The following is a 23,406-nucleotide window of genomic DNA, read 5'->3' on the forward strand; positions in this document are numbered from 1 at the left end:
GATCATCTGAAAATGGCAAACGATTGTGGTGTAAGCACGATTCGTGTTGCCACTCACTGTACCGAAGCGGACGTATCTGAACAGCATATCGGTATGGCTGCGAAGATGGAGATGGATACCGTTGGCTTCCTGATGATGGCGCATATGGTGTCTGCAGAGAAGATTCTGGAGCAGGCCAAGCTGATGGAAAGCTACGGCGCTAACTGCATCTACTGCACCGACTCTGCAGGTTACATGCTGCCAGACGAAGTGACTGAGAAGATTGGTCTGCTGCGTGCAGAACTGAACCCGAATACTGAGATCGGTTTCCACGGTCACCACAATATGGGTATGGCGATCGCTAATTCACTGGCTGCAGTTGAAGCTGGTGCTGTACGTATCGATGGCTCCGTAGCAGGTCTGGGTGCAGGCGCTGGTAATACTCCTCTGGAAGTGTTCGTTGCGGTTCTTGAGCGTATGCAAGCAAACCACAGCATCGATCTGTACAAGATCATGGATGTGGCAGAAGACGTGGTAGTACCGCTGATGGATCAACCGATCCGTGTTGACCGTGATGCCCTGACGCTGGGTTATGCAGGTGTATACAGCTCCTTCCTGTTATTTGCTCAACGTGCTGAAGCGAAGTACGGCATTCAAGCACGTGACATTCTGGTAGAGCTGGGTCGTCGCGGCACTGTAGGTGGTCAGGAAGATATGATCGAAGACCTGGCGCTAACTATGGCAAAAGAAAAGGGGCTGATCTAATGGCTGAAGCACAAGAAAACAAACTGACTCAGGCACAGATTGAGCAGTTGGCTGAGCACTGTGAAAACGCAGAGCTACAGGCATACGAGATCACTAAGATCACCAACGATTTCCCTGAGATGACCTACAAGGATGCATTTGATATCCAGTGGGAGATCCGTCGCCGTAAAGAAGCGCGCGGTAACAAAATCGTGGGTATGAAGATGGGCCTGACCTCCTGGGCAAAAATGGCTCAGATGGGTGTTGAGCATCCATGCTACGGTTTCCTTGCGGATTACTTCTCTATCCCGGATGGCGGTGAAATCAAACACGATGAGCTAATCCACCCGAAGATCGAAGCAGAGTTGGCATTTGTTACTAAAGCACCGCTAAAAGGTCCTGGTGTACATATCGGTGACGTACTGCGTGCTACTGACTTTGTTATGCCGGCAGTTGAAGTTATCGATTCACGCTACAAGGATTTCAAATTCGATCTTAAGAGCGTAATCGCGGATAACTCATCTTCCAGCCGCTTTATTGCTGGCGGCACGATGAAGAAAGCGGAAGAGCTGGATCTTAAGAATCTAGGCGTTGTAATGGAGATCAACGGTGAAGTGGTTCAGCTGGGCGCAGGCGCAGCAGTACTGGGCCACCCGGCTTCTTCAGTAGCGATGCTGGCTAACATGCTTGGCGAGCGTGGTGAAGAGATCCCTGCGGGTACTTTCATCATGATCGGTGCTATTACGGCAGCGGTTCAGGTCAACAAAGGCGACAGCTTCTGTGTCCGTTATCAGGATCTGGGAACAGTCAGCGGTAAGTTCGTTTAAAGAACTTGTCTGCAAAGAGGAATTAACTGGATGATCGCTTCTGAGACTGAAAAAACACAGGTCTGCCAACCCGGAGACGAAGGCTCTGTCACTGTAAGTATTTCACGTAAGGTCAAACCCGGCTTTGAGGTGGAATACGAACAGTGGATCTCCGGGGTGATAGAAGCGGCATCCAGTTATCCTGGACACTTGGGCACCAATGTACTGCGCCCAAGTCAGGCTACTAATTTTGAGTACGTACTGATCTACCGCTTTGACAGTTACCAACACTGCCAAACATGGGAACAATCCGATTTACGTAATCAATGGCTGGATAAGCTGGACGGCTTGGTGGAAGGGGAAGCCAAAACCCAACGCGGTACTGGACTAGAGTTCTGGTTTGATCTGCCAGAACTGCCCGTTCAGAAACACCCTAGACCAGAGAAGATGGCCTTGGTGCTTATTGGGGTCGTTTATGTACTGGTGCTAGCACTGAACCTGATCTTTGCCCCATGGCTGGAGCAGATGCCTCTGTGGCTACGAATCCTATGTGTGGTCGTCGCGCAGGTTCTGCTAATGACCTATCTGGTCATGCCTAAAGTCACCCGAGCACTGAAAGACTGGCTCTACAGCTGATAAGGACAACATATGCCAATTCTACAAGTGAATATGATGGAAGGCCGTTCTGAGGAACAGAAAGAACGCCTTATCGAAGAACTCACTGTTGCCTGCGTGCGAGCGCTGAACGCTCCACAGGAAAGTGTACGTGTAATGATTAATGAAATGCCAAAACAACACTTTGGCATTGGCGGCAGCTCCGCCAAAAAATTAGGGAAGTAAGTTACTTAAAACTTAACCTCTCACACTGAACTTCGCTCTCAGTTACTTTTGTAAGTAACTGCTTGATAGGACTTGTCATTAACGACAAGCGCTTTTTAGCCCTGCATGTCAGGGCTTTTTTTTATTCTGCTTTTGGTTCATTCCAGCCTTATTTCAAACAGAGTTTGATCATTTGCTGACAACTTTTAGCAAATAAGAAAAACCCTATAAAAGTTATAAGTTTCCGCATTTATAAATCCCAATAAAACAGACAGTTAGCCCTTTGTTTGTTTTGGCATCCTTTCTGCAAAGCTTCTCCTGAGCTTAATCAACCTGAGAAGAACCAAATGAATAAAAACAATAAAACAGGTACAAACGCGACTGTTGATAATCACACGTTTGTCCTCACTACAGACCCGGAGGGTAAGATTCTTTACTCCAGTGAAGACCTGCAAGAACTTTCGGGATACAGCTCTAGTGAACTTCTGGGTAACAACATAAGACTGTTACGCCATCCCGATATGCCAGATGGACCATATAAAGACCTGTGGAGCACCATTTCACAAGGTAGGTCCTGGATGGGGATGATCAAAAACAAGGCAAAAAACGGTAATACTTTCTGGGTGGACACCTACATTATACCTATCATGGAAGGAGGAAAAATCATTGAGTATCAATGCATTTACCGCCTACCCAAAGAAGATGTGGTTGCACGAGCAAACCATATCTATACCTTACGTAAACAGGGCAAAACCCCTCCTTTTCTGAGAAAAACCAACCCTAAAATTTCCTGGCGTGTTTGCCTTGTTTATTTACTAGCGATGCTACCGATTAGCTGCGCAGTTTTTCTTAACCTCGGCGCTGAATATAAAATAGGCCTCACCCTACTCTCATTTGTTATGGGTATAAGCCTTCTCCTACAACAAATCCGCTCCCTAGAACGTGTTATTAGCGAGAGCCGTAAGATAGTAAACCATCAAGTAAAGCAGATGATCTACACCGGTACTTTCAACGATATTGGTCAGCTGTCACTGGTTCAGACCATGTTGCAATCCCAGTTGGATGCAATCCTTAAACGGATTAGTGCGGCCTCTAATGAAGTGCAGTCCAGCGCTATCGAATCAACTGAAGTAATGAGCACTACCTGCCAGGAAGCCGAGCAACAACAGGAATCTCTACAACAGCTGGCTGCTGCTATGGCTCAAGTATCGGAAGCCACCAGCTCAGTTGCACATACCACTGCGGAAGCTTTGCATCAGGTTCAGCAGGTACAACAGGATGCGAACGCTGGCGGAGAAGTTGTTGATGCAGCAGTCAGTTCAATGCAGTCTCTGGACGGTGCAATCAACCAGATGGGACAGAATATCGATAATCTGAAACAAAGTAGCGACAGCATAGGTAAAGTGGTTGTCGTCATCAGCGATATTGCCGAGCAAACCAATCTCTTAGCACTTAACGCAGCGATTGAAGCCGCGCGTGCTGGTGAAAATGGTCGTGGATTCGCCGTAGTTGCCGATGAGGTACGCCAACTTGCTCAGCGTACTCAAAACTCCACTCAGGAGATCAATGGCATTATCACTGCCCTGCAGCAAGAGATTAATCTGATTTCAAATTCGATGGTCAATGGCCGCGAACTTACTGATCATAGTGTTTCTGGAATTCAGAATGCGGGCAGTAGCTTAAAGGCGATTCTTAGTGCAGTTGAGGAGCTAAGCAATATGACTGCCCAAATCGCCTCTGCCACTGAAGAGCAGAATGCTGTAGCGGTAGAGATGAATGAACAGATTCACACCATTAATCAAACTTCTGAGAATGTAGTCTCTCAAGCGAGCCAGACGCTGAATCTAAACCGGAAATCAGAAGATCTCGCACGTAAGCAGACACAAATGATAGAGAGGGTCTTAACCTGCTGATCAAGTTTTTGAACTGTCCATAACAATCCTGTTACGCCCTTTATGCTTAGCTTTATAAAGGGCTTGATCCGCTCTCTCTAATGCCTCAAGAATAGTTTCATTTAGAACCCAGCTTGTTGCACCAATACTGGTGGTCACACTGATCTCTTCGTCCTTATGTGGGAAGCGGGTGTTGTCTAATTCATGACGAATTCGGTCTAGAATTACCTGAGCCTGATCTAAACTCACCTCGACTAGTGCAATGGAAAACTCTTCACCTCCCATTCGCCCAAAGAGATCCTTCTCTCGCAACACTCCTGATACCAGCCTGGTAAATCCTATAAGCACCTCATCCCCTGCCGCATGACCATAGGCATCATTGAGCTTTTTGAAATGATCCAAATCCAGCATCGCTACAACAGTAGCTGTCCTGTCATCTCGATGAAGTGCACCACTTAATTCCAGATAGGCTCTTCGATTCAACACTCCCGTTAAAGAATCTGTTGAAGCCTGCTCCTTCAGCATATGTTCCTTCAATTTGCGTTCAGAGATATCACTAATAGCGGAGAAAATAGCTTTCTCTGATTCCAATTGGATCATCGTTGACGAGAACTGAGCCCAAAATGGCTGTCCCCGGTATGCTTTTAGTTCGCATTCAATATTGTTCAAAGTGCCATATGTACGTAACCCTTCCATCATCCTTTGACGATCAATAGGTGACACATACAGATCAAAAACATTTACACCTTCTAATTTCTGTTTATCCAGAGCGAACTGCTCACAGAACCGATCATTAGCCGCAATAACACTACCATCCATTCTGGAAAGCACATAAGGAAGAGGTAACGCTGCCAAGATAGCTTCCAGATGGTGAGTTTTACGCTGTAGCTCCTGAGTTCTGTTAGAAACCTGATCTTCCAACTCCACATTATGAGCCTGAACGCTGCGATACAGGGCAGAATTGTTATAGCTGATTAAATACTGAGAAAGCATTATTTCAACTACATTCACCTGATACGGGGTGAACAGACTGGGTGCTCCACAATGCTCTAGTAGCAAAATCCCTGCAACCTTACTATCAAAGATAAGTGGAACGCTTAGCAACGAGAGACAGCCTCGTTTGCTGATATAAGGCTCAAGTACAAAGTCTCCCTCCTGACATGCATTTTTAAGTAACAAGCGTTTTTTACTATTAAGACAGTAGTTAAGGACACTTTCAGGACACATCTCATCCGAACGAGTTGAACTAAACACCCCTTCATGCCGTTGACCAATACAGCGCCACTGTCCATCAGTAAAATCGTACAGACTTGCTGTCTGTGCCCCAGTTACCTGAGCAATCCATGCCAATACAAGTTCCTGTAACCTGTCACCATCAAGCGGTCGGGAAAGCTGCTGAGACGCCTCAACAACTGTCTGCCAATCTACATTGACACCCGCAATAGCATCACCTTGCGTGAGGTCTGCTATAAATTGACGTATATCAGATGCTTTAGCATGGGCGCCCCAGGCTTGATAGAGACGGATAGCCTCCTCAAGATATGCCTTTCCTAAAGCGGATTGCCCTTGTAACAAGCGATAACGCCCCATCCGCTCATTCGACAAGGCTTGCAGCAATGGGAACTTAGCTTTTTGTGCAGCCTCAATGGCTTCTTCATAACAGGCAAAAATAAAAGCACGGCTCTCAACCAATACAGCCTGTTCTGCCCGGATCAAATGACCTGCTGCATTAAAAGTATTTGGGTTTAAAACCTCCCAACGGGAAAATTTTTCCAGTGCTTCTTCTAACCAATTTCGTTGATGGGATGTTAATGAACTTCCTGTCTGCTGCAGCGCCAGCAGAGAGAGAATATTAAACAGAGTCAAGACCGCCTCATGGAAGATACCTTCATCCTGATCTTCTTGGGTTAATGTCTCGGCAAGAGAGATATCTATACCCTGTTGATAATTACCGAACAAATAACTCTGTAGCAGTCTTCCGAGCATCCGGTCGTACTTACCACACATATAATTCGTTTGCTGGAAATGACTCAGCGCTTCACCTTCATATCCGGAAATATGATCAAGGTTATGTTGGTTATCTAAGGTTCCTTGCAGAATTTTTATCAGGTTGCACTGCAACTGGCTGAGATAAACCTGTGCAGGCTGTTTTATCTTACGACAGGTATCCACCACATTGAGTGTACGGTGTAATAAATTATCTAACCGTTCAGCACACATTAGGTCCGCGTAGAAACCAAAGATATAGGCATGTACACCCCAGTAATAATCCCCTTGTTCCAGGCAAGCATGATACGCACGGTCACGCTCTTGGCCACTTAAGACCAGATCGGTTTGCCAGGGCAGAATAAAGTTTGCCCGCATCATCTTTAACCGGCCTTCAACCAGCGGTATTGCGGGGAAGCGCTCTCCGACAACACGAGAATATTGTTCAGCTTCAAATGCGGTAGAGTAATCTTTCAGCACCTTCGTACAGAGAAGGCCGTACATCATAAAGACATAGCTGGAATGGGTGCTGTTTCCATGGGTGATGGTCAGCCTGAGCAGTTCCAGTATAGTGATGGGAAAGAGTAAAGAACCTGAGTTATAGCAACATGGTTGCATTGCCATCAGAAGTTCAAGAATACTCAGAACCCGTTTGTCAGTTATCCCCGGTTTATCAGCTAACTGATCAAATGGTTGTTCAGATAAGAGTGACTGAACCTGCCCTAATGTCTCTCCAATAACCTGCATATCAGGATTTTCAGGTAGAGGGTATGCCAGCGCCTTGAGCCCTTTCACTCCTTCCTCTATTGCCAGTTCCAGATAACCGTAGCGTGTATATTGAGTTATCAATATTGTCTGAAGATGCACCGATTCTTCGGCCGTTTTACACTGGCTTTCTACCTTGCCCTTAAACGCTTCGGCAGCTTCGTATTCACCCGCGAGGTATAAACATTCAAGTTTGAGTAAAGCCGCATGGCCCTGCAGGTTAGCGGTAGTATCTTCGCTCTCCCCTTCGCTCTTCAGGGCGAAAAACATCTCTAGGTAATTAACAGCAAGGCTATAAGCGGTCGCACTGCGTGCACGTTCAGCGGCAAGAAGATTCAGTTGTGCAACAGTATTCTTCTCTGCAGCATTCAACAAAGTGTGAGATTGATTAAAATGATTTAGAAGCTCGTAACTATGCTCCTGCCACTCATGCTTTTCCAACGGTTGTAACATCAAACAACCAATCCGGTGATGTAAGCGTGTCCTTTCTGATGAATCCAGCAAACTATATGCAGCCTGCTGCACTCTGTCGTGAAGAAAGCATAACTGTTTGTCACCGTCCTGATTTGAGCCTGCTCCTTCAAAATAGAGCAGCCCAGTATCTAGAACAGGGGCTAATACCTGATTCTCATCCCAATTGTCAGCCTGTAATGCGCTGATGATTGAAAAAGGTAACGATGACCCTATACAAGATGCCTGCTGCAGTAGATGCTGAGAAGACTCTGGAAGACGACCTATCTTCTGTAACATCAGATCAACAACGTTATCCGTAATATCCCTTTTCCTGACAGCCTCTATCGACCAGTTCCAGCACTGTTTTTCATGGTTAAAGCCTAACAGCCCCGACTGATATAGTTCCTGCAGAAACTGCCTGAAGAAGAAAGGGTTACCACCTGTTTTCTGATAGACCAGTTCTGTTAGAGGTCTGACTTGATCACCAGGAAGGCGCAGGGTGTCCGAAATCAGCTGGTTTAGGTCATTCTCTTGCAATGGCTGCAGGGACAATTGAGAGATTTGCTGATCATCATGATCGAGCGCCCCAAGCATCTGCATAAATGGATGTTTAGAATCTACTTCATTATCTCGGTAGGCCCCCAAAATCAAACAATAGCGGCTGTTTTCATCACTGAAGAGAAGTTGAAGGAGATTGATACTTGCAAGATCTGCCCATTGCAGATCGTCGATAAACACAACAAGGGGCTTATGCTGTGTACAGATAGTATGTACAAAACTCAGAAACAGATTATTAAAGCGATTTTGCTGCTCTTCCGGACCTAACGGGCTTGGCTTTGGCTGAGGGCCAAGTAAAAGTTCAAGATCAGGAAGGACATCAATCAAAACCTGAGCATTGGGATACAGAGCCTCAGATAAACGCTCTCGCCAGAATTCAACTTGCTCCGGAGGATAAGCCATGATGCTGCGGATGAAATGATTAAAAGCCTGGGCAATGGCGCTATAGGGAGATGCCTTCTGATACTGATCAAATTTGCCCCAAACAAATAAGCCATTAGATTTTAGGATCGGTGCCTGAATCTCATACACCAGGGCTGATTTACCTACCCCAGAGAAACCAGCAACCAACAACGCTTCCGAAGGCCCCTGTTCAACTCTTCCAAAAGCGGATAACAACTGCTCAATCTCTCGCTCACGACCATAGAGTTTACAAGGTATAAACAACCTGTCGGGTATATTCTCCTGAGCAGGAATGAAGTTCTCAAGTTGAGCATTATCAAGCTGCAACAGTTTCATAAGGTCCAGGCTTAAAGCGACCGCACTTTGATAACGATTCGAGGGCTCTTTTGCCATCAGGGTAGTGATGACGCGAAAGAACGCTTTTTGCAGGTTTTCACTGCACTGATCTCTTTGCCAAGCAGGTTCTTGTATATCAATTGCGATACGAGCATAGCTCAGTTCATCATCACTCAAATCCGCAAAAGGCGTTTGACCGGTGAATAACCAATAGAATACAGCACCTAATGAGTAGAGATCCGTGCGGGTATCAAGGTCATGATTAAACTGGTGCCCCTGCTCAGGCGCTATGTAATGGGGGTCTGAAAATAGTGGACGAGAGTTTTTAATGCCTGAGCGGTCTCTGCTTAAATGCTCAGCAGAATTATAATCCACCAGCTCAGCATGAAGATGATCCGAAGATAACAGAAAGATATCCGGCCTCAGCGAAAGATGAACCAGATCGTGGTGATGTAATCGGATCAGACTATTAGTAAGTGAGACAGCCAGAGTGAGTTTCTGTTGAATCGATAATGAAGCCAGATCAACTCGCCCCAAAGACGTATTACAACGGCTGAGCAAGTTAAGCGCCTTGTCTTCTTCAGATTCAAGAACCGGGGCGCCCTGCCCTTTTAATAATTCGAGGCACTTCTTCTCACGGTTTTTTAACTGCATCACCTCAAAAGGTGCCAGATAAAGTGGATATTCTTTTACTAAAGCAAAAGATTCATCGGGAGAATCAACAAGTGTTATCTGACAGAACGGATCCTCAATAAGCTTGGCGCTTCCTTTCGAAAACTCGTTCAAGCGCATTATATCTCTCGCTACTAACTGACTACGGGATAAATAACAGTATATTGCCTCCGTAGACCTATGCCATCAAAACTCCTGTTCAAATGAGAATTTCTTCTCTATTACTTCCATAAATATTAAATTTGTTCAAAAAACACTCAGATTAAATATCATTGAGGGTTGCTAAGTGATGGTAGAGAGGGTTTTAACCAGCTAGTACATAATTGATTCTGAATTGCCCTAACCGGACTAATCTGATCGAAAAACAAAGCAAGCAGAGGGGAAATTTTTGCTTGCTTTGCGGGTAGCTTAGAAGCTCAGATTAAATGAAGCATGAATAGATGTATCTTCACCCTGATCACGTCCACCTGTGGTAGTGCCGCTTATAGTAACAGCGCTGGCTTTACCCATTGGGAAACTTACCGAACCGGTCAAACGAGCATAGACATCGTCATCCCCCTTAACCGTTTCACGCAACATACGATCCGAAACGTTGGTCTGGAAATAATCCAGCTGGCGGCCATCTTTATCCTGATATTCTGCCGCCAGTTGAAGTTGGTAACTTCTTTGATCCGAAACCGGGCTCTGAAGTTGCAGGCCCAAAGCCAGTGTCAGCTGTTCCATAGATTGCTCTTCCACTCCGATGGTAAGCAAGCTATCACCGGATTCTACATAATCATCTACAGTCAGATCTGTGTAACGAATGGAGGCGATAGGCCCTAATTTAAAACCTTGTTCCCCGACATCAAACAGGTAACCGGTCTGCGCAAATGCGCCCATAGCTGAAGTACTTGGGTCAGCTTTAAGATCATCGAATACCCCACGACGTTCCAGCTCCAGGTCACCCATGCTTGTACTTAACCCCGCATCGACAAAAAACGAACCTTGCTGATGGCTAACAAAGGCGGCTAGCTGCAGGCTATCCAGTTCATTACTGCCGTAGTTTTTAGAAAGGTCGCTATCGCTGTTGCTGTAGTTAGCAGCGAAACCTACATGGGTTGATTCAGACACAGCAAAGCTTACACCACCACTAATGCTTGTCAGATTAGTTTCAGATTCTGCCACACCTAAGCCACTGGACTGCTGTTCGGTTCTACCGAAGCCTGGTGTTATAAACCATTGATAGCCACTCTCCTCATACCAACCGGAAGCACCTCCTCGTAGTTGAGTTAATAAGCTTTGCTGGAAACGATCGGTAACTGCAATCGCGGTGTCAGCTTGCAGGGCAGAGATGCTACCAGCGCTGATCAGGTTGGCGGCGTAATCGGCGATGGTTTCTTCAAATTTGGTTGTGAAGTGGATCAAGTCCATCCACAAATATTGGTTCTGTTGTTCTAGTGTAAGCTCGCCACAATTATTGTGGACACAGGCATTGGTGGCTACGCCACTGATGTAACCGTATGCGGCGGGGTCTGCCTGAACTCTTTGTACCAGAGTAAACAGGTCAAGATAGTGGATGTTTACACCATCTAGGTTTAGTTCAGTCAGGCCCTGATTGATCAGTTGGCTGGTTTTGGTGGCAATATTATTGTCATAGTCTGGGTAGTTGATTTCAGGGCCCGCAGCGTCGATCTCAGCCATATCAAACAGGCTGATTAAAACGACATTACGGCCGCCCATAGCTTGGATGCTGTCTAGACCTGAAGAGATATTATTGATGACGTTCGCTGCAGTAATCTCAGGGTCTACGCCGGCAGCCGCAGCTGGGTGTGTATCGTTGGTACCTATCCAGATACCAACGACATCATCAGCTGACAATTGATTCACATCGGACTGGAACTGGGAAAGTTGCGTTAGAAAACCAGTTTCCCCACTGCTAAGCAAACCGTCTACTAAACCATTTGTGCCGCTGGTAGCTCCGCCATAAGCGTAATCATCTTCAGTTGAAAAGCTCAATCCTGTTTTACCTGGCAGGTACTCTGCCCAGGTTGGGCCGTTCAAAGCGCGGCCTCCGGCATAACCTTGGGTTGCTTGTAATCCCAACAATCCGGCTATAGCAGGTTCATGGCCAAAGTCTCTTAACAGGTTGCCATTATCGGTCAGGCTGTCACCCAAAGCATAGAAATGGCCGTTTGCCTGGACGCCTGTTGATAGCATCGCTGTTGTCAGACCAGCCGCACAAATCGCGGTATATAATTTGTTTCTCATGGACGTGATTTCTCTTATTGTTATTACTGAAATCCTGTGCTTGATACTTATGTCTAATAAAATTCCTCAAAAGGAGTGATTATTTTTTAAGCACTTTGAGGTGAATTTTAAAAACTAAGCCGAATTGGGTAATGGCGGAAGCTGACAATTCTGTGGCGGCAAACGACAAAAGCCGTTTTAGTAAGCGTTTTCCCTCATAAGCAGCCTTAGTCAGGCAATAAAATAATAATGAGGTTACATATGGCTAATGGCATATTAGCGCCGGAGTTTTTCTCCGATTTTATCGATAATAAGGGTGATGACGTATCACGTAATATAACTGTATTGAAAGGTTATAATGCCGATTATGTCAGTATGAATATTGATACCGCAGATAAAATTCTTGGTTATTATTTAAGGTTATTTAATAGCCATACTATTTATCAGCGCGCTTATGATTTTTTTAATAAACCTAACCAGATCTCTCTTTGGATATTAAATAGTCAAAGCTTCACAACGTTACTTGAAAAATTCGGCAGGTTCGTTGGTAACGACTTGTTCAATAAGACGACAGAACTGCATCATGATCACATCAGAATGCAGATAAATGAACTTTTTGGCGAACAGGAAAGCGTAGAATTCTGTACGTATATCATGGTGTTACAGTTGCGAACTATCTACCCCGAAAACACCAGAATATCAGTCCAGTTACCCAGAAGCTTTTACGAGACAGGTCAGCTGCTCCAAGACAAACTGGCATGTGATGTTTGCTACGGAAGTGACAGCTTCACCATTGATGTCTATGGCGTCTCTGCAGAAAACCAAACCCTTCTTTCCTATAACCCTATACTGGAAAACCTGCTACAACCTAGCAATGATATTCCTGTATTTGATGAAAAAGATGAGCTTATTCTTAAAATAGAAGAGATCATTAAAATAAACCTGGCAAGTGAAGGTTTTTCAATTAATGATTTAGCAGATCAGTTATTTGTAACTCCAAGAACTCTGCAAAGAAAATTAGCCAAATTAAATACATCATTTACCAAACTAAGGGATGATCAGCGCATTTCTGTATTAAACACTAAAATAGAGGAAGGTTTGACGATGCAGGAAATAGCCGATGTCGTAGGCTACAGTGATGTGAGTTCGGTTTATAAAATATTAAAAGCGCAAAATAACATCAGTTCTGTATAAAAATGGTCATTTTTCCGGCAACGTTATCATAGCCCAGCATAAAGAATTCAGGCTGGGTTGCTGGACCTATTAACTTGCGCTGGCTTCATTTGAGGCCGCTATCAACAATTCAATCATCATTTCCGATGCCCCCAGATGTGCAGCTATCTCAATCCGAACATCTGGGTAATCTTGTTTAGCTGTACTGACAATTTTTGGAATATCTTCGGTGACATGTCGCCCCGAATTCAGAAAAAATGGCAACACAACAATCTCGCTGGCACCTTCTTCAACGCATTGTTGAATACCGTCAGGAATCAATGGTGCTGCCAGTTCTAAGAAGGCGGCATGCACACAGTCATAGTGATTACCGCAGCGCTGTTTTAATTTGTTTGCGAGTTCTCTAACTTCATCATTGGATTGCGCTCTGCGACTACCATGAGCAACCAGCAATAGTGCTTTCATATTTATTTCCAGATACTGCTTTTAAAAACGAATTTATATTAAAAGACCAGCAAGGTCAGATAGCCAATAACTAACCTTGCTGGTCTGATCAGATTGGATGATTAACGGAAGTAGTTGACCAATTCGCTCAATTCTTCTGCTTTAACACGCATACTCATACTTGCAGCTGAAGCCTGTTCTACTAGCGCTGCATTTTGCTGAGTCATACTGTCAACTGAAGAGATAGCTGTGTTCACCTGTGAGATACCCTTGCTTTGTTCAGTGGCCGCAGCAGATATCTGGTTGATAGTATTTGAAACGGTCTCTACAGAAACGATGATCTGCCCCAATGCTTCCTCTGAAAGACTCACTTGTGACTTACCCACTTCCACTTTCTCTAAACTACTGCTGATCAATTCTTTAATCTCTTTTGCTGAAGCAGCCGAGCGTTGCGCAAGGTTCCTGACTTCACTAGCGACTACAGCAAAGCCGCGACCATTTTCACCAGCACGAGCAGCTTCAACAGCCGCGTTTAATGCGAGAAGATTGGTTTGGAAAGCGATCTCATCAATCACATTAACGATGTTAGCTATCTGAGCGCTGGCATCGCTGATTTCATTCATAGCGGTGATTACTTCCTGGATCACCTCCCCGCCATGGGCGGCTTTATTCATAGCACCTTTGGATTGAGACTCTGCATCCACAGTATTGTGTGCAGTATTAGACACACTGGATGTCATCTCCTCCATGGTCGCTGAAGTTTCCTCAAGATCCGCAGCTTGTTGCTCAGTTCTTGTGCCAAGATCTTTGGTACCTGATTCAATTTGAGAGGCACTAGTAGCCACCTCAAAAGAAGTTTGTTTGATCCTTTCAATTATTTCTGTGAGTTTTGTAACAGTCTCATTGGTATTACTTTTCAGGTCAGCGTAGGAACCTTGGTACTCGCTCTCAATTCGAGTATTCAGGTTACCTGTAGCCAAATTACCCATCACGTTATCTATGTCCGAGAAAACAGCCTCAATATTGTCTAAAAGGTCATTAACCTGCTGGCTAAGTTGCAGGAAAAATCCCTCTTTGCCGTTGATATCTATGCGACTGTTTAGCTCTCCCCTAATCGCCGCTTGCACTACATTCTGAATATCTTGTTCGATGATCTGGCGAAGCTGATCAGTAGTGAGATTGATACTTTCCTTCAGGGAGTTAAATGAGCCTTTATACTCTGTAGTAATTCCCTGATTTAAGTCACCTGCAGCTATGGCAGAAATTGCTGTGCAACTGTCAGTTACAATGGAATCACATGAGTCCACTAGGTTATTGATACTGGCACTCAATTCTTTATAGAAGCCTTCTTTATTACACAGATTAATTCTTTTACTCAAATCACCTTCTTTAGCATTAGCAACAATTGGAGAAATATCTTTATTGATCGTATTGCTGATCTGCTCTTGTAAAGTGAGTACTGCTTTATAGATACCAGTAGTGTTTTCTATTGACTCATCACTTTCTACCAGATTCCCCGATGCAATCACCTCTGTAATGGCTTGGATATTCCTAGGCTCACCACCAACCTGCTCTCGTATTGAACGAGTAATTACCATGCTAAATAGCAAGGTCAAAACAACACCTAAGAAAGCAAAAAAAACTTCCAGATAAAAACTAAGCTGGCTGCTTTGAGCGGAACCATTCACCTCTGCAGTCAGCTTATCTTCAATATAGTTTTCGATATCTTTCAGGATGTTGATTTTTTGGGTTTGTTTATCGAACCAGAAGGTAGGCTCTATTCCAAAATCGCCAATAGACGCTCTTTCCATGGCAACTTTTCTCATGGACTCAACCTCCAAAATAACCGGGTTTTCTATCGCTGCAGAGTAATAGGCTGAGACATCTTTCGATGCTAAAGAGAGAAAGACGTTGATGTAGTTTTCTTGAGTATTAACAAGGTTGAGGAATCGGGTATATAAAGTACCGAATTCGTTCTTGCTAAAAACATTGGACAAAACCGCTCGCTCGATACCTGCACGCTCCTTACTCTGAAGGAAGTTTGTGTAAGCAGCGGTCATATTGGCTAGCTTTGGATCATTACTGATTTTAGACAGGTCAGAAACAATGCTAATAAAAATACCATTAATTTTGGTGTAATACTTAAGCGCCTCAGTAAGCGGGAGAGACTGGTTATCAATTAATGCTCTGATGTCCTCGCGCCTGGACAACTCGGACTGGACCTCAATTAGTTTGGATCTAAATTCCTCATTTAAATCAGACAAATCAAGTTGCTGCAGGGATTCTCGGGCAGATAACGTTTTAGTATCGGTCACTTGCCTTTGAACAACTAATTTATCACCAAACTTCTCACCTTTACTTCCGATAAAGCCTGCTGTCATTCCCCTTTCTTTCTGCAGCTCATGGACAAGATTACCTGATATAACCGCAAAATCTGTTAACTTTTGCATTTGCTCGTAAGCTTTTTTATCTGACCAAGCATAGAAAGCCAGAATGGAAGCAAATATGGTCATCAGCATTAACGGAATGACAACCATGATCATTAATTTTGATTTCAGCGACATTATCTCAACTAAAGAGGTAATACGATCCATGCAATTCATCTCCAGGCGTGGATTAGTTCATTGATTATATGTACTTGAAAATTAGTAAATTGATCTCATCAATAGTGGCTATCCAAGGCTTTTATTTTTCTGTGGAAGGCCTCATCTGAGTCTTTTGATACGTACTCAAATTGAAACTCTTCATTGAAGTCCAACTTGACGAAGTTGTAGGCATCGGAAACAGCGATCATAAAATCATCTGCATCCACATGAGCGTAAAGTCCAGCCAAAAAATGATTTTTATCGCTCAATTTTTTGCCTTTATTGATGATCTTGCCGTGAACACGTTTTATAAGGTTTTTATTAATATGCTTCACCTGCCAGTCCTCTCAATACTGAGTTGTAGGTTCCAGAGATCCTCTTACGAAAAAACAAAGAAATAAGATCACCTAATAACGACTGCAATAAATAAGCCGCTATTAAGTCAGAACTCGCATACAACTCGACAGAACGGTTCTAAGTAATGAGTCCACGTTCTTTATCTCTGATTATTCTCCAAGTATTAGCAATGACCTATTAGATACGGTAGGAATTTGGGGGGTATGAGTGCCCTGCACTAGGGCAAAAAGTATTGAAACCTGCCTCGAAAGAAGGCAGCGATATCCTTACTACAGCGGAAGAAGTAGGTTTGGCCTTATCCTTTATTAACCATAAAAGAGACACCGCACTGAGGTGATAAAACAGAAGCTTAGCTGTCACATGAAAAAGGCTGAACGCAACCTTAGCTCCCTGCAGAGATTCTCAAGGCATCCAACCGATGAGCGCTGGAGCTGTAATTCATCAATCAACAATTACGGCACTGGTCTGGATTTTCCAGAAAATCTATAACATTGCCTTTTCTGTCCAGTTCCAAGTGACAACAGGATTCAAATAATGCTCTTAGTTTCTGCCTCGCACGCTGAACCCGAGATTTAAGTGCCGAGTAACTCAATCCAAGTTCCGTGGCATACTCCTTTTGTGATCGTCCTTGAATATCGATTGTCCTTAGCAGCTCCGCTTCCCTCTTCGGTAATGCATTGATGAACGGGATCACACATTCACTCAACTGCTCCAGTGCCAGAGGGCTATCATTCTCTAACGATAGCTCCTCTTGCCCTATATCGCTCTGAAAAGAGACACGTCGGCCCTGACTCCGGTAGAAATCGTTCACTACGTTATTAGCCAACTTATACAACCAGGGTTTCAGTTTATCCTTTGACTTTAAGCTACCAATCTCTCTATGAGTTTTAATTAATATCTCTTGTAATAGATCATCCACATCTGCTGAATTAGAAATTTTAGAGTGCAGCAAGCCTTTTAGCTTGCTGCTGTATTGTTGCCAGACATTGTCGATATTCAATCGTAACTTCCCCTTCTCTTGCTACCACTAACAACAACTGGCTGTAATACAAGCCTGATCAGCCTGACTCGAACAAACATCGCTACCCTTTCCTAGAAAAGTCTCTTCGGAAAGATAAAACTCGGTAAAGCGACTTTCAAAATCATCAGATACCGACCTCTCCGCCAAACCGGTAGATAGGAGGTTCTGCTGCCAGTTTTTAAGCTTAGGGTAGTCCGCCAGAAAATCATAACAACGATGTTTCTCTATTATCGCTGCACGATGTAGCAACGGTAGCCATGCAATATCCACCATGCCTATGCTTTGACTATTAAAGTATCGGCTATCTCCCAAAACTCCTTCTATTGCAGCAAAAGCTTTTGCTAACTTATTTGCTCGCTCCTTCAATGTTGCCAAGTCACTACTTCTCTGAACACTGCACTGAACCAGGTAGTTTTTAGATGCCAAATAACTCCATGCCCGATTTATAGCACGCTGTTCTGCAGAGACTGACTTCTGTAATGGCGCATAAGCATCTTCGATATACTCAGCGATCGCATCAGATTCAAACAAGGGTTGACCTGACTCTGTGATCAGCACGGGAACCTGACCATGGGGAGAGATTTCAAGAAACCAATTCGGTTTATCTCTTAGACTGATGTATTCGATTTCATAGGGGATATGTTTTGCTTCAAGAAGTGCTGTGATTCGTTGCACAAAAGGGCAAATTTTGAAGCTGACTACTTTAATCATCTTTGTTCCTCAATTAATTAGCGTTGTACCCTAAAGACGCTCAAAGAGAGAAAAAGACGCAAAATTTGTTAGAAAAAATATTGAGGCTCAAATGGATGCTATATAGTTAAGGTATGAAACCTATATACCGTCCTTTCCAAATTGATGATCTGCCTGCTCTGATCCCGTTAATGGAACAGTTAGGATACAGCCATTCTGAAACCTCCCTTCTCAATAATATTGAAACAGTTCGTAAATCAGGCGGGGAAATATTTATTGCTGAACGCAAAGGAAAGGTATTGGGTTGCGTCTGTGCCATTATAGATGTGCGTTTGGCGGAAGGGACTCAAGGGGAAATTGTCAGTCTTGTTGTTCTAGAGGAAATGCGGGGATTCGGTCTCGGAAAAGGCTTGGTCAACACCGCTGAAGAATGGTTATTTCAGTATGCTGACACTGTGCGAGTTCGGGCTAATGAAATTCGTGCAGAAGCTCGTCAGTTTTATCTGGGTATGGGCTATGAAGTCAGTAAAATCCAGGTAGTATTAACAAAAGCAGTAATGGCAAAAAGTACTGACTAAAGAAGCACTCACAAAAAAAGCGATACTCTAAGGCATCGCTTTTTCTCTTCCGCATTCGAATACGTGAATGAAGATTACAGAGTCAGATCGCGATTACTCGCTTTGATAAACTCTTTCTTCAGATCTTCGTATGTGTGTACCGCTGGGAACTGCGGGAACTCTTCGATTACGTTATCTGGAGCATGGAACAAAATGCCAGACTCAGCCTGAGTCAGCATCGTTGTATCGTTGTAGGAATCACCTGCTGAGATTACACGGTAATTCAGCAGCTGGAATGCACGAACAGACTGACGCTTAGGATCTTTCTGGCGCAGTGTGTAATCGGTGATACGACCTTCTTCATTTACTTCCAGTTTGTGACACAGCAGAGTCGGGAAACCCAACTGACGCATCAGCGGCTGAGAGAATTCGTAGAAAGTGTCAGACAGGATTACTACCTGGAAACGCTCACGCAGCCAGTTAACAAACTCTACCGCACCTTCTAGTGGCTCAAGCTTGCTGATAGTTTCCTGGATCTGAGGCAGTTTCAGACCATGCTCATCCAGAATGCGCAGACGCTGCTGCATCAGCTCGTCGTAGCATGGAATATCACGCGTAGTTGCTTTCAGCTCTTCGATACCAGTTTCTTCAGCAAAAGCGATCCAGATTTCAGGGATTAGTACCCCTTCAAGGTCAAGACAAGCGAGTTCCACGCGCGACTCCTAATGAATTTGATTGATGTGCTTAGTTTTAGTTGTTCTAAACAATATAGTTTGCGCGCCAATGTACCTTCTCTACCGCAGCCTTGCAAGGAAACCTTAAGCGGAGATTGCTTCTCTTTCCTCTTCGATCTTCTGCATTATAAAGCTGATAAACAAACGAACCTTTGCCGGTAGATACTGACGGTGAGGATAAACCATATGCACTTCACGCCCTAGGGGACGGTACTGGGGTAAAAGCGTAACTAAACGCCCTAAGGTTAATGCCTCACCCACCACATAATCCGGTAAGTTCGCTACACCGATCCCTGCCTCGGCAGCATCTGCCGCACCCCGCAATTCATCGAACTGCAAGCGGGCTTTGCCATTGTATTCATGCGACATGCCAGAGCTATCCGTAAACAACCACTTTGGAGATCGCCGTGACAGGATTAATGGGAAACGCTCCAGATCATCCAACCTTTCAGGGTGCCCCAATTTAGCAATCAAATCCGGGCTGGCACAGAGGCTGAATCGTGATTGAAATAAAGGCCGGGAAACCCAATCAGGAATACTGATCTCGCCGATTCTGAAAGCGATATCTACCCCCTCCTCTTTCAGATCGATATTGCGGTTGATCAACATAAGATCCAGATCGATACCAGGGTGTAGTTCCATAAACTCAAAGAACCATGGGTTTAGGAGTTCATTAGCCAGACTCACGGGTGCTGTGACTTTCAGATTGCCACTTGGCGAGGTCAGCTCACCATCCAGCCCTTCTGTTGCCTCCACCAGCTCTTCATACAGAGGCTGACAACGACGATAAAACAGAGCCCCCGCTTCAGTTAACGAGAGTTTACGGGCGCTGCGATAAAGCAATTGATAACCCAACTGATCTTCTAATTGCTGAATGCGGCGACTCAGAGTTGAAGTGGGCATCAACAGTTCTTTCGCTGCGGCGACATAGCTACCGCGATCGACCACTTTTACGAAAAGATAAAGGTTTTGGTAATCCATATACTTATATCCCATATATGGGATTTAAATTCTCAATATTACCTGTAAATTTAATATACGAGATCTAATAAAATCAATTGAAACGTTTTAATCGGAGATCTCATGGATACTCTTTCCATAGCCCCTGATCCTCAACTAAGCCATCAAATCCGCTTTCAGGAGCGGGATGGGCAGATCTGGCTGGATGAGCAACGGGTCTTGTTATTGCAATTGATTGCCCTCGCAGACTTTCGTAAAGAACAGATCGAGACTGTGGGTCTGGAACGTGCGAAAGGCTTCTTTATGCGTCTGGGCTACAGTATGGGGAAAAAAGACGCCCAACTGGCTCTGCGCCTAAGCAACTCCAAAGATGAAATTGATCTTATCCGCACAGGTTTTGGCCTTCACTCGTTGAAAGGTCTGGTTAGAATCGATGAGCAACAATTAGAAGTGGACCAGAGCACGGGGCATTTCTACGCAGAATATGTGATGCATGACTCCTACGAAGCGGAGATGTTCTGTACTGAGCTGGGCATGCTCGATGAACCTGTTTGCTGGAGCCTGATTGGTCAAGCCAGTGCCTTCACATCAGCCCTACTTGGACGGGAAATTTTGTTTAAGGAGATCACCTGTCGCGGCAGTGGGGACAGCACCTGCCTGCTAGTAGGTAAACCTGCTGAGGAGTGGGAAGACGTTGCGACCTATCGCGAATACTTCCGCCGCACTCCAATCATTGAAGAACTGTATGAACTTCAGTCCCAGATATCCGTGCTGAGACATAAGGTTGACCAGAAATCGACGCTGGGTAACTTCCGTGGACAGTCTCCTGGCTATAAACAGGTCTGTAAACTGGCGAATCGTGCTGCTGAAGCCAATGTCACTGTACTGCTGTTAGGTGAAACCGGCGTAGGTAAAGAACTGGTTGCCCGTGCTATTCACGATGCCAGTCAACGCAAAGAGAATAACTTTGTCGCGGTGAACTGTGCGGCGATTCCACCGGATCTGATTGAATCAGAACTGTTTGGTGTTGAGAAAGGCGCTTTTACCGGTGCAACACAATCCCGCCCTGGACGTTTCGAACGAGCGAACAATGGCACCATTTTCTTGGATGAGGTTATTGAACTCTCCCCGCGGGCACAAGCCGCCTTACTGCGAGTACTACAGGAAGGAGAGCTTGAACGTGTAGGTGATAACCAGACCCGTAATATTGATGTACGTGTTGTTGCCGCAACCAATGAATCTTTGGAAGAAGCGGTACGTGAAGGTCGTTTCCGGGCAGACTTGTACTACCGTCTGAATGTTTACCCAATCAATATTCCACCCCTGCGTGAACGAACCGAAGATCTACCGCTCTTGATTGAGCATTTCCTGGAAAAATACCACGCCTATTACAGTAAACGTACTGCAGGCCTTTCCGGATTGGCCATGCAGGCGATGATGAATTACGAATGGCCAGGCAACGTTCGCGAGCTGGAAAACCTAATCGAACGCGGTCTGATTCTGACCGATAACGGTGAAGAGATCAGCGCTTCATCACTGTTTCCAACGCTGGGCTTTAACGCAAGCCAAACACTATCAGCAGATGGACATCTTGTTGATATATCAGAAGCGGAACAACAGCAGACAACCTCTAGCTGGATTAAAGAGGCGCTTGGCGCATGCGAATCACTGGAAGATATTGAACAACAGTTCCTTGATTACGCACTGAATGAATCTAACGGCAATGTTTCGGAAGCAGCGCGCATTCTAGGCATTTCCCGACCAACACTTGCTTACCGTATGAAAAAGATGGAAGAAAAATAATGGCGACCTTAACTCAGGAGCTGGCTTCTCAGCTCATCTCTAAAGCAGAAGAAAAAGCCAGGGAACTCGGCGTCAATGTTTGTATTGCAGTGACAGATCAGGGCGCGCACTTGAATGCATTCGCCCGTATGGATAATGCATTCACAGGTTCAGTAGATGTAGCCATAGGTAAAGCACGTACTTCAAGCCTGTTTCCGGTACCATCAGGCGCTTTTGGCGAACTGATTCGTGAGGAAAAACTCACCGGTATGGAACTATCCAATCAAGGGCTTGTAGGCTTTGCCGGCGGCCAGCCAATCAGAATTGATGATGAACAGATTGGGGCAATCGGAATCTCTGGAGCAACGGCAGATCAGGATGCGGCAATTGCTGAATATGCAGCAAGTGAGGTGACAAAGTGAGTAAAGACTTAAAATTAAGCATTGTTGACCAGTCACCGGTTCACGACGGTAAAACTCAGGCGGAAGCACTACGTGACAGCGTAAAACTTGCACAGCTGGCTGATCAGTTAGGCTATCGTCGTTATTGGATCGCTGAACACCATGCAACTCCGTCCTATGCCAGCCCGGCACCTGAGATTGTCATTGGTCAGATTGCTGCACACACTCAGAACATCCGAGTAGGTAGTGGCGGTGTGATGCTTTCTCACTACAGCCCTTACAAAGTAGCTGAGGTCTTCCGCACTTTGGAAGCTTTCTTCCCAGGGCGAATTGATCTGGGTATTGGCCGTGCGCCCGGTGGTTCAGAAAAGCCGAGTATGGCGTTATCTTTCCCCAACTACCCTACTGAAGCGGAGCATTTCCCGTATCTTTTGGAAGCGCTAACAGGCTTTATTGATAACCAACTCCCTGAAGGGCATATGTTTGAAGGCCTGAAAGCAACACCTCAGGGTGGTAGCTTACCTGAGATCTGGACCTTGGGTTCAAGTGACGGCAGTATCGAACTGGCTGCTTCCATGGGTCTGGGTTTTGTGCTCGCGCTGTTTATTGGTACACACGAACGTCCTGCTGAAATCATCAAACGTTACCGTAAAATGTACCGTCCTCGCCCGGGCTCAACTCAAACTGAAGCACCAGCTATGATCTCCAGTGCAGTGATCTGTGCCGACAGTAAAGAAGAAGCACAGCTGCTGGCAGCCTCTCATACCTATTGGAAAGTACAGGCACACCTGCATGGTATCCGCGAAGGAATCAAACCACCTGAAGAGTGTATGGATCTGTATAAAAAACTGTCCCCATCTGATCAGGAATACTTCGACGTTACCCGTAATAGTATGATCACGGGTAGCCCTGAACAGTGTCGTGAAAGGCTAGAAGCTCAGGCAAGTTACTACGATGTGGATGAGATTGTCGCTGTTGCAGTAACCCACAGTTTTGAGAAGCGCTGCGATAGCTATAGAAAACTGGCTGAGGTGTTTAGCTAGCCATAGAAAGTCCATCAGACA

19 protein-coding genes are annotated in these 23,406 nt (G+C 45.0%); 10 read left to right on the plus strand and 9 right to left on the minus strand.

Features of this window, described 5'->3' with window-relative positions; genetic code table 11:
• The 5 genes from dmpG to GY843_RS10605 all read left to right on the plus strand — a co-directional run.
• Positions 1–744 (plus strand): 4-hydroxy-2-oxovalerate aldolase (dmpG, locus tag GY843_RS10585; protein WP_297309333.1); only part of this gene is annotated, 744 nt, incomplete at its 5' end.
• Positions 744–1,550 carry a 2-oxo-3-hexenedioate decarboxylase gene (dmpH, locus tag GY843_RS10590; RefSeq protein WP_297309336.1) on the plus strand — a complete coding sequence of 269 codons (807 nt, stop codon included), beginning with the start codon at positions 744–746 and terminating at the stop codon, positions 1,548–1,550. The genes dmpG and dmpH, both read left to right, overlap by 1 nt.
• A 30-nt stretch (positions 1,551–1,580) precedes the next feature.
• On the plus strand, positions 1,581–2,165 hold the full coding sequence (locus GY843_RS10595) for an antibiotic biosynthesis monooxygenase (RefSeq protein ID WP_297309338.1): 585 nt from the start codon (positions 1,581–1,583) through the stop codon (positions 2,163–2,165).
• Positions 2,166–2,177: 12 nt separating this feature from the next.
• Positions 2,178–2,369, plus strand: a complete 192-nt coding sequence (locus GY843_RS10600) for a 2-hydroxymuconate tautomerase (protein WP_297309340.1) — start codon at positions 2,178–2,180, stop codon at positions 2,367–2,369.
• A 326-nt stretch (positions 2,370–2,695) separates the two neighbouring features.
• Positions 2,696–4,261, plus strand: a complete 1,566-nt coding sequence (locus tag GY843_RS10605) for a PAS domain-containing methyl-accepting chemotaxis protein (RefSeq protein WP_297309342.1) — start codon at positions 2,696–2,698, stop codon at positions 4,259–4,261.
• Here GY843_RS10605 and GY843_RS10610 read toward each other — a convergent pair whose 3' ends face one another.
• Both GY843_RS10610 and GY843_RS10615 read right to left on the minus strand, forming a co-directional pair.
• Positions 4,262–9,532 (minus strand): diguanylate cyclase, encoded by a 5,271-nt coding sequence (locus tag GY843_RS10610; protein ID WP_297309343.1) that lies wholly within the window; start codon positions 9,530–9,532, stop codon positions 4,262–4,264. It lies immediately after the preceding gene.
• 288 nt (positions 9,533–9,820) lie between these two features.
• Positions 9,821–11,659 (minus strand): autotransporter domain-containing protein, encoded by a 1,839-nt coding sequence (locus tag GY843_RS10615; RefSeq protein WP_297309346.1) that lies wholly within the window; start codon positions 11,657–11,659, stop codon positions 9,821–9,823.
• A 240-nt stretch (positions 11,660–11,899) separates the two neighbouring features.
• On the opposite strand from GY843_RS10615, the gene GY843_RS10620 reads away from it, so the two are divergent.
• Positions 11,900–12,832: a helix-turn-helix domain-containing protein gene (locus GY843_RS10620; RefSeq protein ID WP_297309348.1), complete on the plus strand. Its 933-nt coding sequence runs from the start codon at positions 11,900–11,902 to the stop codon at positions 12,830–12,832.
• Positions 12,833–12,901: 69 nt separating this feature from the next.
• Here the strand turns inward: GY843_RS10620 and GY843_RS10625 are convergent, their stop codons facing one another.
• From GY843_RS10625 to GY843_RS10645, 5 genes are all read right to left on the minus strand, one after another.
• Complete coding sequence (locus GY843_RS10625; protein WP_297309350.1) at positions 12,902–13,276, minus strand: CbiX/SirB N-terminal domain-containing protein; 375 nt, start codon at positions 13,274–13,276, stop codon at positions 12,902–12,904.
• A 101-nt stretch (positions 13,277–13,377) separates the two neighbouring features.
• Entirely contained in the window at positions 13,378–15,849 is a 2,472-nt protein-coding gene (locus GY843_RS10630; protein ID WP_297309352.1) for a nitrate- and nitrite sensing domain-containing protein, read from the minus strand.
• Between the two features lie 68 nt (positions 15,850–15,917).
• A complete protein-coding gene (locus tag GY843_RS10635; RefSeq protein ID WP_297309353.1) occupies positions 15,918–16,175 on the minus strand; it encodes a DUF3081 family protein in 258 nt (85 codons plus the stop codon).
• Positions 16,176–16,642: 467 nt separating this feature from the next.
• A complete protein-coding gene (sigZ, locus tag GY843_RS10640) occupies positions 16,643–17,197 on the minus strand; it encodes an RNA polymerase sigma factor SigZ (protein WP_297309355.1) in 555 nt (184 codons plus the stop codon).
• A gap of 27 nt (positions 17,198–17,224) precedes the next feature.
• Positions 17,225–17,929, minus strand: a complete 705-nt coding sequence (locus tag GY843_RS10645) for a glutathione S-transferase family protein (protein WP_297309357.1) — start codon at positions 17,927–17,929, stop codon at positions 17,225–17,227.
• Positions 17,930–18,042: 113 nt separating this feature from the next.
• Here GY843_RS10645 and GY843_RS10650 point away from each other — a divergent pair, with 113 nt between their 5' ends.
• Positions 18,043–18,486: a GNAT family N-acetyltransferase gene (locus GY843_RS10650; protein ID WP_297309359.1), complete on the plus strand. Its 444-nt coding sequence runs from the start codon at positions 18,043–18,045 to the stop codon at positions 18,484–18,486.
• A gap of 74 nt (positions 18,487–18,560) precedes the next feature.
• Here the strand turns inward: GY843_RS10650 and thrH are convergent, their stop codons facing one another.
• Positions 18,561–19,178: a bifunctional phosphoserine phosphatase/homoserine phosphotransferase ThrH gene (gene thrH, locus GY843_RS10655; protein WP_297309361.1), complete on the minus strand. Its 618-nt coding sequence runs from the start codon at positions 19,176–19,178 to the stop codon at positions 18,561–18,563.
• 105 nt (positions 19,179–19,283) lie between these two features.
• Complete coding sequence (locus GY843_RS10660) at positions 19,284–20,180, minus strand: LysR family transcriptional regulator (protein ID WP_297309363.1); 897 nt, start codon at positions 20,178–20,180, stop codon at positions 19,284–19,286.
• A gap of 102 nt (positions 20,181–20,282) precedes the next feature.
• Here GY843_RS10660 and GY843_RS10665 point away from each other — a divergent pair, with 102 nt between their 5' ends.
• The 3 genes from GY843_RS10665 to GY843_RS10675 are packed head-to-tail and all read left to right on the plus strand — an operon-like array spanning position 20,283 to position 23,385.
• On the plus strand, positions 20,283–21,962 hold the full coding sequence (locus GY843_RS10665) for a sigma-54-dependent Fis family transcriptional regulator (RefSeq protein WP_297309365.1): 1,680 nt from the start codon (positions 20,283–20,285) through the stop codon (positions 21,960–21,962).
• Positions 21,962–22,363, plus strand: a complete 402-nt coding sequence (locus tag GY843_RS10670) for a heme-binding protein (RefSeq protein ID WP_297309367.1) — start codon at positions 21,962–21,964, stop codon at positions 22,361–22,363. Before GY843_RS10665 ends, GY843_RS10670 begins: the two co-directional genes overlap by 1 nt.
• Positions 22,360–23,385, plus strand: a complete 1,026-nt coding sequence (locus tag GY843_RS10675) for an LLM class flavin-dependent oxidoreductase (protein WP_297309369.1) — start codon at positions 22,360–22,362, stop codon at positions 23,383–23,385. Before GY843_RS10670 ends, GY843_RS10675 begins: the two co-directional genes overlap by 4 nt.
• Positions 23,386–23,406 lie beyond the last annotated feature (21 nt).

The sequence above is a fragment of the Neptuniibacter sp. genome (assembly GCF_024231755.1).
Taxonomy (GTDB): Bacteria; Pseudomonadota; Gammaproteobacteria; order Pseudomonadales; family Balneatricaceae; genus Neptuniibacter.

Bases quoted from the DNA above. Each gene is read 5' to 3' on its own strand.
- dmpH (WP_297309336.1), top strand. From the start codon at position 744: ATGGCTGAAGCACAAGAAAACAAACTGACTCAGGCACAGATTGAGCAG.
- GY843_RS10595 (WP_297309338.1), top strand. From the start codon at position 1,581: ATGATCGCTTCTGAGACTGAAAAAACACAGGTCTGCCAACCCGGAGAC.
- GY843_RS10600 (WP_297309340.1), top strand. From the start codon at position 2,178: ATGCCAATTCTACAAGTGAATATGATGGAAGGCCGTTCTGAGGAACAG.
- GY843_RS10605 (WP_297309342.1), top strand. From the start codon at position 2,696: ATGAATAAAAACAATAAAACAGGTACAAACGCGACTGTTGATAATCAC.
- GY843_RS10610 (WP_297309343.1), bottom strand. From the start codon at position 9,532: ATGCGCTTGAACGAGTTTTCGAAAGGAAGCGCCAAGCTTATTGAGGAT.
- GY843_RS10615 (WP_297309346.1), bottom strand. From the start codon at position 11,659: ATGAGAAACAAATTATATACCGCGATTTGTGCGGCTGGTCTGACAACA.
- GY843_RS10620 (WP_297309348.1), top strand. From the start codon at position 11,900: ATGGCTAATGGCATATTAGCGCCGGAGTTTTTCTCCGATTTTATCGAT.
- GY843_RS10625 (WP_297309350.1), bottom strand. From the start codon at position 13,276: ATGAAAGCACTATTGCTGGTTGCTCATGGTAGTCGCAGAGCGCAATCC.
- GY843_RS10630 (WP_297309352.1), bottom strand. From the start codon at position 15,849: ATGGATCGTATTACCTCTTTAGTTGAGATAATGTCGCTGAAATCAAAA.
- GY843_RS10645 (WP_297309357.1), bottom strand. From the start codon at position 17,929: ATGATTAAAGTAGTCAGCTTCAAAATTTGCCCTTTTGTGCAACGAATC.
- GY843_RS10650 (WP_297309359.1), top strand. From the start codon at position 18,043: ATGAAACCTATATACCGTCCTTTCCAAATTGATGATCTGCCTGCTCTG.
- GY843_RS10660 (WP_297309363.1), bottom strand. From the start codon at position 20,180: ATGGATTACCAAAACCTTTATCTTTTCGTAAAAGTGGTCGATCGCGGT.
- GY843_RS10665 (WP_297309365.1), top strand. From the start codon at position 20,283: ATGGATACTCTTTCCATAGCCCCTGATCCTCAACTAAGCCATCAAATC.
- GY843_RS10670 (WP_297309367.1), top strand. From the start codon at position 21,962: ATGGCGACCTTAACTCAGGAGCTGGCTTCTCAGCTCATCTCTAAAGCA.